This is a genomic window from Bacillus sp. BB081 (assembly GCF_008368895.1).
Lineage (GTDB): Bacteria > Bacillota > Bacilli > Bacillales > Bacillaceae_G > Bacillus_A > Bacillus_A wiedmannii.
In genome coordinates, this window is the sequence record NZ_QOZX01000005.1 from 156098 (window position 1) to 170308 (window position 14211).

Annotated in this window: 16 protein-coding genes and 2 pseudogenes; 11 read left to right on the forward strand and 7 right to left on the reverse strand. The window is 34.1% G+C overall.

The window, feature by feature from the left end; genetic code table 11:
- Positions 1-44: 44 nt before the first annotated feature.
- Genes DN394_RS03815 through DN394_RS03830 form a run of 4 tightly spaced genes read left to right on the forward strand, consistent with a single transcriptional unit; the run spans position 45 to position 3836 of the window.
- Positions 45-995, forward strand: coding sequence for an ABC transporter permease (locus DN394_RS03815; RefSeq protein WP_149293630.1), 951 nt, complete (start codon positions 45-47; stop codon positions 993-995).
- A gap of 6 nt (positions 996-1001) precedes the next feature.
- On the forward strand, positions 1002-1853 hold the full coding sequence (locus tag DN394_RS03820) for an ABC transporter permease (RefSeq protein WP_001065283.1): 852 nt from the start codon (positions 1002-1004) through the stop codon (positions 1851-1853).
- A gap of 26 nt (positions 1854-1879) precedes the next feature.
- Positions 1880-2872 (forward strand): ABC transporter ATP-binding protein, encoded by a 993-nt coding sequence (locus DN394_RS03825; protein ID WP_149293631.1) that lies wholly within the window; start codon positions 1880-1882, stop codon positions 2870-2872.
- Positions 2865-3836, forward strand: a complete 972-nt coding sequence (locus DN394_RS03830) for an ABC transporter ATP-binding protein (protein WP_149293632.1) — start codon at positions 2865-2867, stop codon at positions 3834-3836. Before DN394_RS03825 ends, DN394_RS03830 begins: the two co-directional genes overlap by 8 nt.
- A 296-nt stretch (positions 3837-4132) precedes the next feature.
- On the opposite strand, the gene DN394_RS03835 is transcribed toward DN394_RS03830, so the two are convergent.
- Together DN394_RS03835 and DN394_RS03840 are read right to left on the reverse strand one after the other, a co-directional pair.
- Positions 4133-4459 carry a hypothetical protein gene (locus DN394_RS03835; RefSeq protein ID WP_252197126.1) on the reverse strand — a complete coding sequence of 109 codons (327 nt, stop codon included), beginning with the start codon at positions 4457-4459 and terminating at the stop codon, positions 4133-4135.
- 324 nt (positions 4460-4783) lie between these two features.
- On the reverse strand, positions 4784-5188 hold the full coding sequence (locus DN394_RS03840; RefSeq protein WP_033658791.1) for a DUF3967 domain-containing protein: 405 nt from the start codon (positions 5186-5188) through the stop codon (positions 4784-4786).
- A gap of 371 nt (positions 5189-5559) precedes the next feature.
- Here DN394_RS03840 and DN394_RS03845 point away from each other — a divergent pair, with 371 nt between their 5' ends.
- Positions 5560-6066 carry a DUF6241 domain-containing protein gene (locus DN394_RS03845; RefSeq protein WP_001082946.1) on the forward strand — a complete coding sequence of 169 codons (507 nt, stop codon included), beginning with the start codon at positions 5560-5562 and terminating at the stop codon, positions 6064-6066.
- 160 nt (positions 6067-6226) lie between these two features.
- Here the strand turns inward: DN394_RS03845 and DN394_RS03850 are convergent, their stop codons facing one another.
- From DN394_RS03850 to DN394_RS03860, 3 genes and pseudogenes are all read right to left on the reverse strand, one after another.
- Entirely contained in the window at positions 6227-6766 is a 540-nt protein-coding gene (locus DN394_RS03850; RefSeq protein WP_000792414.1) for a hypothetical protein, read from the reverse strand.
- Positions 6767-6813: 47 nt separating this feature from the next.
- Positions 6814-7056 (reverse strand): hypothetical protein, encoded by a 243-nt coding sequence (locus DN394_RS03855; RefSeq protein WP_097918382.1) that lies wholly within the window; start codon positions 7054-7056, stop codon positions 6814-6816.
- Between the two features lie 321 nt (positions 7057-7377).
- A pseudogene (locus tag DN394_RS03860) lies at positions 7378-7700 on the reverse strand (alpha-ketoglutarate transporter); the annotation flags it as partial.
- Between the two features lie 339 nt (positions 7701-8039).
- Between DN394_RS03860 and DN394_RS03865 the strand changes: the two are divergent.
- The 6 genes and pseudogenes from DN394_RS03865 to DN394_RS03890 all read left to right on the forward strand — a co-directional run.
- Positions 8040-8234: pseudogene (locus tag DN394_RS03865) on the forward strand (GIY-YIG nuclease family protein); the annotation flags it as partial.
- A 170-nt stretch (positions 8235-8404) separates the two neighbouring features.
- Positions 8405-9034 carry a hypothetical protein gene (locus tag DN394_RS03870; protein WP_149293633.1) on the forward strand — a complete coding sequence of 210 codons (630 nt, stop codon included), beginning with the start codon at positions 8405-8407 and terminating at the stop codon, positions 9032-9034.
- 470 nt (positions 9035-9504) lie between these two features.
- Positions 9505-10125 (forward strand): DsbA family protein, encoded by a 621-nt coding sequence (locus tag DN394_RS03875; RefSeq protein WP_149293634.1) that lies wholly within the window; start codon positions 9505-9507, stop codon positions 10123-10125.
- A 173-nt stretch (positions 10126-10298) separates the two neighbouring features.
- Positions 10299-11120, forward strand: a complete 822-nt coding sequence (locus DN394_RS03880) for an MBL fold metallo-hydrolase (protein ID WP_149293635.1) — start codon at positions 10299-10301, stop codon at positions 11118-11120.
- Positions 11121-11124: 4 nt separating this feature from the next.
- Positions 11125-11517 carry a nuclear transport factor 2 family protein gene (locus DN394_RS03885; RefSeq protein ID WP_149293636.1) on the forward strand — a complete coding sequence of 131 codons (393 nt, stop codon included), beginning with the start codon at positions 11125-11127 and terminating at the stop codon, positions 11515-11517.
- 151 nt (positions 11518-11668) lie between these two features.
- Positions 11669-12193 carry a nuclear transport factor 2 family protein gene (locus DN394_RS03890; RefSeq protein WP_000764219.1) on the forward strand — a complete coding sequence of 175 codons (525 nt, stop codon included), beginning with the start codon at positions 11669-11671 and terminating at the stop codon, positions 12191-12193.
- A gap of 467 nt (positions 12194-12660) precedes the next feature.
- Here DN394_RS03890 and DN394_RS03895 read toward each other — a convergent pair whose 3' ends face one another.
- Positions 12661-12894: a Phr family secreted Rap phosphatase inhibitor gene (locus DN394_RS03895; RefSeq protein WP_088080527.1), complete on the reverse strand. Its 234-nt coding sequence runs from the start codon at positions 12892-12894 to the stop codon at positions 12661-12663.
- A complete protein-coding gene (locus tag DN394_RS03900; protein ID WP_046957197.1) occupies positions 12894-14009 on the reverse strand; it encodes a response regulator aspartate phosphatase in 1116 nt (371 codons plus the stop codon). The genes DN394_RS03895 and DN394_RS03900 overlap by 1 nt, the downstream gene beginning before the upstream one ends.
- Between the last annotated feature and the right edge of the window lie 202 nt (positions 14010-14211).

The following is a 14211-nucleotide window of genomic DNA, read 5'->3' on the forward strand; positions in this document are numbered from 1 at the left end:
GAAGCTGGTGGAAATCAGCTTCTTTAGCTTGAGGGGGGAAGTTTGTGTATAAAGTAATTGCGAAGAGGCTTTTAAATGCAATTCCGCTTTTATTTGTTATTTCTATTATTTCTTTTCTATTAATAAAACTAGCACCGGGGGATCCCGTTCGAAACTTTGTCACGCCAAACATGAGTCCAATTGATGTTGAGCGTATTCGTAAAAGTTTAGGATTAGATCAACCAATTTACGTGCAGTATTTTTTATGGTTAAAAAATATTTTAACAGGGAACTTTGGTTACTCACTTCAAAACCATCGTCCTGTTTTAGATCTTATTGTAGAAAGGTTACCTGCAACAATCGGCTTAATGGGATCATCTTTACTCGTCTCATTTGTAATCGCAATACCGCTTGGACTACTTACAGGTGTGAAAAAGAATTCTATCTTTGATCGCATTGTGAACTTCATCTCTTATGTGGGAATCTCAATGCCAGTCTTTTGGTTCGCGTTACTATTAATCTACTTGTTCTCTTTAAAGTTGACTCTTCTTCCGAGTATGGGTATGCGTACAGTCGGTCAAGATTCCGTCTGGGATATTGTCCAGCACGGCATTTTGCCTTGCATGGTGCTTGCGTTCCAAAACATCTCTGTTTATATGAGATATATTCGCTCAAGTACAATTCAGCAATTAGAAGAAGACTATGTGCAAATTCAATATGCGTACGGTGCTTCGAAGAAAACAGTTTTATTTAATCACGTACTTCGAAATGTATTAATACCGATCATTACAATTTTCGGATTATCGATTCCAAGTTTAGTAGGCGGGGCGTTTATTACGGAAACAGTATTCTCATGGCCAGGACTTGGTTCACTTGGGGTAAATGCTATTTTTAGATTTGATTATCCGATTATCATGGCAATTACATTACTATCATCATTCATGTTAATTCTCGGTAACTTAATTGCTGATATTTTATATGGCGTAGTAGATCCGCGCATTCGAATGAGGGGGTGATTTGGAGTGAATAATAGGAGATTTCAAACGATAAAACATAGCTTTACGAAAAATAAGTTTGTTGCAATGGGAGTTATTATACTTGCGGTTTTAACGGTCGCATCAATTTTCGCATTCGTATCACCGTACGATCCTAGCAAAATGTCGATTCCAGATCGCTTACAAGAACCGGGTATGAGTCATCCTTTCGGAACGGATGATTACGGAAGGGATTACTTAACGAGAGCGTTATATGGCGGACGAGTTTCACTTGCGGTCGGTTTCCTTGCGATGGTTGTTTCTATTACAATCGGTACCGCAGTTGGAACAATTAGCGGATATTTTGGCGGAAAGTTAGACAACTTTTTAATGAGGGTTGTTGAAGTACTTATGTCCATTCCATCATTCTTTTTAATGCTACTATTAAATGCGTATTTAAAACCAGGAATTACGACGTTAGTTCTTATTATCGGATTACTAACATGGATGGACACCGCCCGTATCGTAAGGGCAGAAACGTTATCTGTAAAAGAGCGTGAGTACGTTTTATACGCAAAAGTATCAGGACAAAAATCACTTATGATTATTGTAAGACATATCATTCCTAACATTTTATCAACCATTATTATCGCCGCGACATTAACAATTGCGACATCGATTTTAATGGAATCATCACTTAGCTTCTTAGGTTTAGGTATTAGAGAACCAGATTCTTCTTGGGGCAGCATGCTAAACAATGCGCAAGGATATATTGGTGAAGCTTGGTATTTAACACTCTTCCCAGGATTCCTTATCCTTTTAACGGTACTTAGTTTTAACGTAATTGGTGAAGCATTGAAGAAAGCTTTCGCACCAAAAGGAGCCGGACATGAAAACTAAAGTGTTAAGTGAAAGGAGTGAGAAGCGTGTCTGAAAAACTACTAGAAGTGAAAAATTTAAAGACTTCTTTTTTCATAGAAAGTGGCGAAGTTGAAGCGGTTCGCGGCGTTACATTTCGCTTAAATAAAGGAGAAGTAGTTGGTATTGTTGGGGAATCTGGAAGCGGAAAGAGTGTAATGGCAAAGTCCGTTATGTCTCTTGTTACATCACCAGGGAAAGTGAAAGAAGGGGAAATCCTTTTTCATAATGAAAACATACTTTCTAAATCTGAAAAAGAATTGCGTTCTATTAGAGGAAATCAAATTTCACTTATCTCTCAAGACCCAATGTCAGCGCTAAATCCAGTCGTAAAAATTGGGAAACAAATGACGGAAGTAATTATACGCCATCAAAAAGTGAAAAAGAAAGAAGCAGAGCAGATTGCGGTCAATTTGTTAAAGCAAGTCGGCCTTTCGTCGCCAGAAGAAAGGGTAAAGCAATATCCGCATGAACTAAGCGGCGGTATGAAGCAGCGGGTTATGATCGCAATGGCGATGTCTTGTAACCCAGACCTTCTCATTGCGGACGAACCGACGACAGCGCTTGATGTAACGATACAAGCACAAATACTAGATTTAATGAAAAACTTAAAAAACGAAACGAACATGGCGTTACTTCTTATTACGCATGACTTAGGAATAGTCGCACAAAACTGTACACGCGTTATCGTTATGTATGGCGGACTTATTATGGAAGAAGGACCTGTACTTCATATTTTCCAATCACCAAATCATCCATATACGAAAGGGTTATTAAACTCTCTGCCGAAAATATCGAACGGCGTAAAAGAGAGACTCGCGCCAATTCAAGGTGTAACGCCAAACTTATTAAACCCGCCAAAAGGTTGCCCATTCGCAGAGCGTTGCCCGCATGCGATGGACATTTGTGAAAAAGAACGTCCTCCATATTTTGAAATTGGAAACGAAAGACGTTCTATGTGCTGGTTAAACGATAAGACAGTAGGTGATTTACATGCGTGAAGAAAACTTAATTGAAGTTCGGAACTTAAAAAAGTATTTTCCTATTAAAAAGGGACTATTCGGCAGGAAAACAGAGCAATTAAAAGCAGTAGATGACTTAAGCTTCACAATTAAAAAAGGTGAAACATTCGGATTAGTAGGAGAATCGGGCTGCGGAAAATCAACGACAGGAAGAAGCATCATTCGTTTACACGATGTCACTTCAGGTAACGTTTTATTTGACGGAAAAGACATCGCAAGTTTAAAGGAAAGTGAACTAAAAGAATATAGAAAAAGAATGCAAATCATTTTCCAAGATCCATACGCATCATTAAACCCGGCAATGAATGTATTCCAAATTATTAGCGAACCGATGAACATTCACGGTTCTTACACAACGGAAGAAAGAAAAGAAATCATTCTAGACCTTCTCAAAAAAGTAGGACTAAAAGAAGAACACCTATATCGCTACCCACACGAGTTTAGCGGGGGCCAGCGTCAGCGCATCAGCATCGCACGCGCACTATCTGTAAAACCAGATTTCATTCTATGTGACGAACCGATCTCAGCACTCGATGTCTCAGTCCAAGCGCAAGTCGTAAACATGCTGCAAGACATTCAAGAAGAAACAGGAGTCACATACTTATTCATCGCACATGACCTATCGATGGTAAGACACATATCAGACCGAATCGGAGTCATGTACTTAGGAAACATAGTAGAAATTGCTGACAGCGAAGATCTATACACAAAACCGGCACATCCATACACACAAGCACTACTCTCATCTATGCCAGAACCAGATCCAACAAACACTGGTAAAGAACGGATCATCCTAGAGGGAGAAGTACCGAGCCCACTAAACTCACCATCTGGCTGCAAATTCAGAACGCGCTGCAAATTCGCCACTGAAAAATGCGCGCAGGAAGTACCGAAGATGGTTGAGATTGCGAAGGGGCATCAAGTGGCTTGTCATTTGTTTTAGAGGGAGAGCACTAGGGGACCTGGTGCTTTTTTTCTTTGTAGGTGGACGTGGTGTGGGATTGGTTGTTAGTTTAGGGGATAGCGCACTCGAAATTTGTCGGTAAGTCGATATGTTGTGTCGAATCGTTGATATATTCGGAGTTACGATCGATATAATTGAATAATCGTTGATATATTTTTGTAAAGAGTAGGATTGGTTGTAGACTGATCTATACTGCATTTCCTTTTTATCTTTCTATATTAATTCTCTATCTAAAGAATCCTAAAACCAAAATAACCACCCCTAAAAACCACATATTAAAACGAAATCAAAAGACAAACAAACCAAATTCCAATAAAAATTATAAAAAATATCGAAAAACATAAGTTAAAAATTAATACCCCTTTACTATATTCTTTTTTACCTAAAGCAATATACGAAAATATAATAGAACCACCCAAAGGAACTAATAAAGCATATAAAATATATGTAATATCATCTCCAAGACTTCTATGTAAATTACCAGAATCCAAATAAATAAAATCATTATAATAAGCAATATATATATATATTGCTATACAAAAAATAATATTCATTCCTATTCCAAAACAAGTAGTTTTACTCCGTAATATCTTCATTTTCATTCTCCTTCTCCTTCTAAACACTTTATACATTGTAAATAATATCATTTCAAATTCATTTAATTACTTAAAATCCCAATTTTTAAAACCAAAAGAATAATAAGGGAATGCTTATAGACTGATCTATACTGCATTCCCTTATTGTATGTATGCTATATTCTTATTCGCCTTTTCTAACAATAAAACCACAAATCTTGGCGAAGACCTTGGTTTTTGCCCTGTCCTGGGGTCCGTCCTCGCTTTTTATTCCACGATTCCCTTGACCACGAGCCTCCGAACCCTCATCATCAAAGAACTTTCACGGCATAAACGCTATGACTCAGCAAATCACTTCCAAAATTGATACCATTTCTTTTCATTACTTGCCGCAACCATCTGTTTTACTTCTTGAAGTTCTCGCATAACAGTCATAACAGCTTTATCACGATCAGTAACCTGTTGTTTTTCTATAGCATTAGAATGAGTTAATAACTTTTGTTGCGATTCCAATAAGTTTGTTAATTGGGCTATCTGTTCATTTTGATTTTGTAATTGCTTTTGTTGTAATTCTACTGTGTTTTTTAATTCTCTCAATACTTCTTTTAAGAGTAATTTGCAAGCATCTTTCAATGTAACTTGTGGCATACTTTTTAACTCTATTAATCTTTGCAATAACGTAACATCATAATCATTAAAAATAATTTGTTCCCGTTTGTCCGTTTTAAAGGCACAACAGTTATAACCCTCAATTATATTTTTGATATATAAATTATAATATTATTAGGCAAATATTAACACTTAAAATATACTTAAATTGAGAAGCAATCTATTTATTTTTACTGTTTTGGGGGGGACCTGTTTTTTTAGTTGATAGCGATGGGGCAAACACTCATTATCTGAATCTGTCCTTATAAATCAATGTTATCAAATTGATTGAAAACATAAGTTGTTTATCGGTAGAAGAGAAAAAAGATGGAAATTATAGTAATTTTCTAGTGGAAGATACAAAATATAAAATAGTGGTTAAGTTTATGCTCTAATTACTATAAAGTGCAAATATTAAAGTGCTTTATAGGGGCTATATTGCAAATGGATTGATTTCTTGAAAAGGGGTGATTCAACAAATGAATAGGTGGACAAAGTTTTCAATGATTGTAGTCAGTGTTGTGGTATTTAGTATATTTATAGGATATATGGTGGGAATGTTTTTCAATTCTGGAAGTGACAATAAGCAAGCACAAGAGAGAATAGTTGTTGCCAAAGGTGAGGAAATTGACGATTTGGTCAACTCTGAGGGTGTCATAATCGACTCTATGCACAAAATGCTGCATCAAAAAGTAATAGCTGATACAAAGATTGGGTTTATCGTAATGTCTCCTGAGAATATTAAAAAGCTCCGTCACTTGTTAGATCAAAGTGATAAAATACTCGAAAAAGAAAAATATGTTGAGATTTTAAAGCGTTGGGAAAAAGGAGATTTTTCTCAGGCGGTTGAGGAACATAATTATATGTTGGAGCAAGCAGGTGGGGAAAGTACGGGGAAAGCCAAAAGATTAGCTACTCCAAAAGAAGAAAAAGCATATCTCAAAGAGCAAAGCAAAAAAGAAGGTTCTAGTGCAAAAATAGAATAAAAGATAATAAAGCGTATAGATTCCTAAGGGAATTGTATCTTATGCTGTAAGCTCCAAAAATTGTTGTATCTACTCTATTGATATTGTTATATTTGGAGAGTAGATATTAAATGATAGAATGTAAAAGGGAGATTTCAAATTGAGTTCTCCCTTTTACAATTTACTTGAAAAATAACTTCCCCTTATAAGTTTCTATATAGATGCGCCCGTCGCCTTCTTCTTTTATTTCGCTATCAAAATGTTTTATCCAATCAACAATGCCTCGATCACTTTCTTTGACATTTTCTCTTACATATAGATATGAATGAATTGATTTATAAAATGTATAGTTAGTTAAAAGCCTTTGACCAAGAGAAATAGGAGTATCTGAATTTGGAGTCTCCTGAATTATATATGGAGAGGGGAGAATGTTATTACTGTTAACATATACATAATATTTAGACTGATTAATGGCCCATTTTAGCCATATGATTTGAACTATTATTATAACTATGGTTACTGTTTTTTGTGCTTTTTTAAAATTTTGTCCTGGAAAAGAGTAGTAGATGAAAATCGGAATAGCAAATAAACCAACCAAAGCTACCCATTTGTCTATTGGTGCACCATTTATCCAGAAGATAAATCCTAAAGCTTTTGTAAATAAAAATAAAAAAACAAGACTTGTGAAAATTATTGATAAATAGTATGTTTTGTTTTTCATGATTTTCTCTCCAAAATATATGTTCATAAAACGAGTATAAGAGTATTTTAAAAAGTGTATATCATATAGATGTAGAGTACAAAATAGTAACTTAAATTAAATATTGCAAGCATAACGCGTTGGTAAGTTTTACTGGCTCCAGCTGAAAATAAAACACCTATAAGTGGTGCAAATAAACCAACTTTCCAAAAGACATTTGCTGATCCACCTATTTCTAATGTATTTTCATTTACTATAGTTAAGAGAGCGTAAGGTACACATATTAAAGATAATATAGCCCACTTGTTCAAAGCCCCACCTCTTTTCGATTTTTTAATATAAATAAAATATTAATTTTATCCATAGATTATTGTATCAATTAAAGGTTTGTATAGGGAATTTTTCTTTGGAATATTAAAATGGTTTCTATTTTATATTTATTAAAAATAGAGAGTAGGAAAAAATCAGCCCAAGCTATACATATACTTCTGGTACAAGGATACTATTCTTTACAATTGAATATTTTTTCTATTATAAAGTTTAAAAACCTCTACATATTAGTAGAGGTTTTTAAATTGCATATTAATGAATTATACTTTTTCAGATAAACGAAAATTATAGAATGCATAATTTTAACTAGATTTATTATTAATTAATTTATCCCCACCACCAAGCTCTGCCTCAATCTGCGAATTCTTCGATGACTCATCCATACGCCAATACGAAATAAAGCTTATCGCGATAAATCCAGCTACATAGAAGTAGAATAGTGACTCCATTCCGATACTCTTTAGCCATAATGCGATGAACTCAGCTGTTCCGCCGAATATCGCAACGGTTAGCGCATATGGTAAACCTACGCCAAGTGCGCGAATTTCAGTTGGGAAGAGTTCGGCTTTTACAATTGCGTTAATGGAAGTGTAGCACCGATCATCATGAGTAAGAATGCACCGATTGAATTGGCATACTTTGGAGTGACCCAATAAAGTGAGACAAGGATAGAACACCCAGTCTGTAGTATGTAGATGTAAACGACAAATTGAAGGTGTTTTTTTCTTTTGTAGGGAGCGTGGGTGCCGGTGTGGGATTGGTTGGTGGTTTTGGTTATAGTTTTCACGAAATTTGTCGGTAAGTCGATATGTTGTGTCGAATCGTCGATATATTCGGAGTTACGATCGATATAATTGAATAATCGTTGATATATTTTTGTAAAGAGTGGGATTGGTTGTAGACTAATGATCAGCGACTGTCTATATTTGCATCTCCTGTCATATAATTTTCCTTATTGTTTAACTATAATTTGAATGACGAACTTCTTTTTGTTGGGAAAGCACGTAAAGTAAGACAATGTATTAAAAATCATCGTGATGAAGTGTATCGTATTGATGTATGTATTGTAGAAAATCCGATGGAAAGAGGAATTTACGAAACATATATGATTAACGAATTTCAAGCGAAGTATAATGTGAATAAAGTGTTTTATAAATAACATCAACGTAAAACATGATCTTCGTACTACATCAAGATCATGTTTTTTTATATGCAATAAAAACAATTGATCATTCTTAATCATTCGACAAGATGCAACAATTTAAGATTGTATTTTTTGCTATGATAAGTAAGGAATTTACATATCGTGTTATTGGGGGATAAAAAGAGATGTTGAAAAAATTTACTACATGTATTTTAGGTGGCGCTTTAGTATTCAATTTATCTGGTTGCGGCAATACATCCGACAAAACTTCTTCAGAATCTAAAGAAACCAATTCTAAACAAGAAGAAAAGAAAGTGCAAACAACTGATGAGGCGAAAACGAAAGAGAATACAAAGCAGAAAAATACAGAACAAACAAAAGAGAAATCAAAAATAAAAGAAAAAGAGTATGCTGTAAACAAGGATTTTCATACACCTAAATTTGATGTAACTGTAAAAAGAGTTGTAGAAAGAGATAAGGTTGGTAAAGAAAGTATAGGATTCCAAAAACCTGAAGATGGACATGTCTTTATTGTTGTAGAAGCAGAAGGAAAAAATATCACAAACGAATCGATGAAATTAGCCGTTTTACCATCAGTGGATTTAGTGGATGAAAATGATAATGCTTACCAAAGTGATGTGTGGGCAGCTAGTAGTTATGGGGTTGAAAAAGGCGAAACCTCTACTATTACTAAGGAATTAAAACCAGGGGAGGTAAGGAGAGAAAGTAAAGTTTACGTGATTAATAAAGAAAAATTTGATACAGGAAAATGGTATGTAGTTGTTAACCATGAGTATAAGGAACAAATTAAATAGTGTTTATTTATTAAGAGGAGATGACTCCTCTTTTTTTGTTACAAGTTAACACAGGATTTCGTTATAATGTAGAAATTTAATGTTTTCGGAAAAAAGAATTGACTTCTATATTAGTTGTAACTAAAATAGTTACATAAAGATGTAATCTATTTAGTTACAACTAATATCAGCTAAAAAATATGATTTATATATTTAATTAAGGATGGTGGTCCATACGTTGCCACCCGGTGTAGACAGTTACTAACGCATTCAAATCAATGCATATTCCAAGCTTTAGTATTTTCTGTTACGGGGCAATAAGGTGCAGCGTTATCTTTTGTTAAAAACCTTGGTTGCTCTTTCTTTGGAAATATTAGTTTTGGGGAAATATAGTAAGGTATCTAAAAAAAGAACAAGGTATAAAAAGATGTACTTATATAAACCAAAAATTTAGTTGAGCTGGATAATAAAAAGAAAGGTAGGAGATTTAAATGGAGAAGACACAAGATAACCTTATTTACGTATGGGACGCATATTGTGGATGGTGCTATGGTTTTTCAGAAAGTATTAAAGGATTTTACAAAAACCACACTGAAGTGCCATTAATGGTTTTATGTGGAGGGTTATTTTTAGATAATTTACCAATGAAAAACTTTTCATATATAGAAGAAGGAAATAAAAGAATTAATCAACTTACAGGTGCTGAATTTGGTCCTTCATATCAAAAACTGGTGGAGGAAGGGACTTTTAAAATGAATTCGAAAGATGCTGCAATTGGCTTTTCAGCCTTACGCTCATTAGCGCCAGACCGTTTATTAGAATTCACTTCGGCTATGCAAAAAGCGTTTTATTATGAGGGCCAAAGTCTGAGTGATCCTGAAACATATCGTAAGATTGCAATCGAGCATGGTTTGGACCCTGAACAAGTATTAGAACGTTTAAACGCTCAAGAAACAATAATAGATGTCCAAAATGATTTCAATAAAGTTCGACAGCTTGGTGTTAATAGTTATCCTTCATTACTTTTACAAAAGGATAATCAAATTATCCCTATTGGTGGTGGGGTAATGACGCCGGATAAAATCGAAGCACGTTTTAAAAATTTATATTAAGAAAATTTAGGATATAGTAGCAAACATGTTATCTTAGGGCACCTGACATTCATCTCCGGAATATTCGCCGGTACTATTACACTTTCAGATGAATGGGAGTGGGAGATTTTATCGGAACAAGATAAAAATATGATAATTAGTTAATAACTTTAACAAAAGGAGAATAACATACTATGTTTAAAACAATCGATACAAATCAAAAAGATGTGAAATTAACGGTGTTTAGTTCGGACGAAAAAAGCTTTATGGTCACAGCAACATTAGTTGAGAAAGCAGGACATGCATTTTTAATAAACTCAAAATTTACGCAGTCTGATTCGAAAGAAATTGTTGAGTATCTGAAAAAAAACGACTTATCTTTAGATAAAATCTTTATTACTCATGGGGATCCTGATTACTACTTTGGATTAGAAAATATTAAAGCTACTTACCCAGAAGCTATAGCGTATGCTACAGAGACTACTGTTGAACATATTGTTCATTCTGTACTAGGGAAATTAAAAGTTTGGAAAGATGCCCTTGGAGAAAACGCGCCAAGTAACGTGGTATTACCTCAAGTGTTTAAAGAAAAAGCGATTGATTTTCAGGGGTTAACATTTGAACTAGTAGGCTTAGATCATTACAGAACTAGCCTGTTTAATAAAGAACTAAAATTATTAATTGGTGGTATTGATGTCTTTAACGAAATACATGTATTCTTAGCGGATACTAGCTCAAAAGCGGCTATGGAGGCATGGATTGAGAACTTGAAAGTATTACAAGCATTACATGCTGACATAATTGTACCTAGCCATGGATCAATCGAAAAATCCCTAAATAATCAAGCACTTACTGCGACAATGGATTATCTAAGAACTGCGGTTCAAGCTTCTGAGGAAAGTGAAACTTCAAAAGATTTTGTGGCAAAACTTGAAGCAGCATATCCAGGCTATGCAAATAAAGGTGTATTAGAATTAAGTGCAAAAGTTGTAACAAAAGAAATGCCTTGGGGTTAATGATATGAATAAATATCAAAAACTATTACATGAAACGTATGTGTTAACTGGCGAAGGGAAATTGGATGCGTTCAAAACGTATTTAAGTGAAAATGTATCTTGGACAGAAGCTGCCGGGTTTCCATATGCAGGTACTTATATAGGTACAGATGAAGTAGTGAAAAACGTACATGAACGTCTTGGCACGGAATGGGATGACTATAGCGCTAAAGATGAAATTTATACTTTCAATAACAATACTGTTATCGTTTATGGAAAATATAGTGGAACATATAAAGCTACAGGGAAATCGTTCATAGCAGATTTTTGTCACCTTTATGAGTTTGATGAGAACGATAAGGTTAAGAAGTTTATTCAAATTGTGGACAGTGCAACTGTTAATGAGGTATTAAGTTAGAGTTAATCGTTTCTAATATGCCTTGTATAGGGGGAGGTTAGGATAAATGAAATTTCCTAACATTACCTCTGACATTACATTTTTGGGAAGGGTTTTACTTCCCAAAAATGTAATGGAATATAATTTATATGATTAGAAGAGGTAGGTATATATGAAATTAGAGAAAAGTTTAATAGTAATAATTATTTCTGTGTTTATTTTAGGAATTGTATCGACTTTGATATTTCAAGCTTCCACCGGTAATAACAAAGGGAACTCAATAAAGAGCGAAAATGTCGCTTCTGTATCAAAAGAAGTAAAAGAAAATGAAAAGAATAAAAAGATGGTAGTTGATTTCTATAATGAAGTTTTTAACAAACATAATATCGATATTATCCCTAAATATGTTAGCGAAGATTATAAGCAACATAATCCTTTTGTTGCTGATGGACGAAAAGCCTTCATGGATTTCTTTAAGGAGGATTTTGTTAAAAATCCTAATTCCTCTGCAGAGATTAAACGTGTAGTAGCTGAAGGGGATACAGTTGCTCTTCATGTGCATTCTCGTACTAATTCTCAAGATAAGGGAGTTGCTATAGTCGATATATTTCGTATCAAGGATGGAAAGATTGTTGAACACTGGGATGTAATTCAAGAGATTCCAAGTGAAGCAGCTAATGATAATACGATGTTTTAGATAGAAGATATATCTAATAATTGTTTAATTGATAGTGCTGTATAGAATTTAGAAATTTAGATAAGTAAAGGAGATGTCCTAGGCATGGTACTAGGACATCTCCTTTTTGTTTTAACGAGATTTAATTTATTGTTATTTGTATTTTTTTATGTACTACTATTCGAGTACACATCATTTCAGGCGGTTTTCTTTTATCACGCATTAACGGGCAGTAAGATCCCCACCTCAAAATTCAGCGAAAGCAAAGAAATTAGGTGGGGGGGCGGGCTGCCCGTAAAAGCCCAATTGGTGAGGGCTGATAATCAGTGGGGATGAAGAAAACCCCCACTGATTAAAGTTTCACTTTATGCTTCTATATCTTTTTCCTCTTCTACACCAGCAAAAGCAAATTAGATAAAAATGTAGGGCTTAAGTAACTAAAATAAAGAAAAAGCCATACAAGTAGTATGACTTTCTTTGCGAAACAATTAAGCTTGTGGTGCAGGCGGTCTTCCATGATCGTAAGTAGGTGCACCGCCACCATTACCGTGACTATACGCTAAGTCAGGTCTTTGAGGTGACCAGCCTTCTCCATGTGTTGATTGTAATTTATTAATGTTCTCTATCTTTGCTGTTTGTTGTGTTTCAGGAATAGTACTTAATCCGAAAGACATAATACCTGTAGCAGCTAAACTCATTACCGTTAAACCAAGCTTTTTCATTACTTTAACGCCCCTTTAGCTAATAATTTTGTTCTTGCTTCAAGACCTAAACAGAAATAGTCACTAGATGTTTGGTACTCACACGCAGTATGTAATCTAGTTGCTAACAGTTCTGCATATTCTTCTACATAATCCCAAAGTGTTTCTCTTTTGAAATAGGAAATACCTGCAATAGTTACTCTTTTTAATTCTTCAATAGAAGCATTGTTATTTAGTGCTTTTAAAATGGTAAAGTGATGCGTGTATTCTTCATTCTCTAGGTTTAAACAAATTTTTAAACCTTTTTCAATTAGGTCAGAGGCAATATTTGTTTCACCTAACTTAGAATATTCTCTAGCTTGTAGGAAAATAGCTTTAAAATGATTAGGAATTTTCTCTGTTACTTCTGATAAGTGACGAATAGCTGATTCAGAAAGATTTTGACTTGAATATAACCAACCTAAATTGTGGCGGACTAATGAAATTAATGTTTCTTCGTTATTCTTGTTTAATAAGTTTAATGCAGAATTTAAATGTTCCTCGGCTTGTTCAAATTGTTTTAGAGATACACAACTCATTCCGATTGTATTTTCACAAGAAGCTACATTACTTTCATAACCTTGGTGTTTAGAGAAGATATCTTTTGAAGTAGTTGCATAACGAATAGCTAAAAGTGGTTCGTAGGTGTTATGGTAAAACAAAGCTAACTTAGATTGAAATTCAGCTTGTTCGATTTCATTGGAAACATATTTCAAAAGAGATTCAGCTTTTTCATAATGATTTTGTGCCTCATTATGGTCAGTGAGTATCATGAAATGTACAGCTTTATAAAAATGATAATAATAAGCTAAGAAACCATCAGTCGGAGTTTCAAAAGAATCAATTTTATCAAAACTACTTTTAGTGATACTGAATCTATCGGTAAGTGTTTTAAAACGAAAATCTAATAGAGAGTAGTATAATAATAGGTTTTGGTCTTGTAGTTCTGCGTTTTCTTCAGTTTTTAAGATTTTAATATATTCATCAAGTTCTTGTTTTAAGTTTGTTACTTTTGAAAGTTGTTGTTGTAGCATTAATTGATACCAGTCATTAAGTAACTTTGTAATCTTTTCATTCCCCTTCACTGGAACCTGCATATAATCCCTTCCTTTTCTGAATAGTCTTACATTAAATAATAGCAAGAATAGAATATAATGGAAATTGAAATTTGATATTTCTCAACATTTGTTTAACAATTTTATTTTCAATGTATATTTTAAATATATTTAAATGCAAGGGGATTTCCTATGAAGAAAAAAACGGTAATTATTTTATCCATTATTTGTATTATAGCAGGAG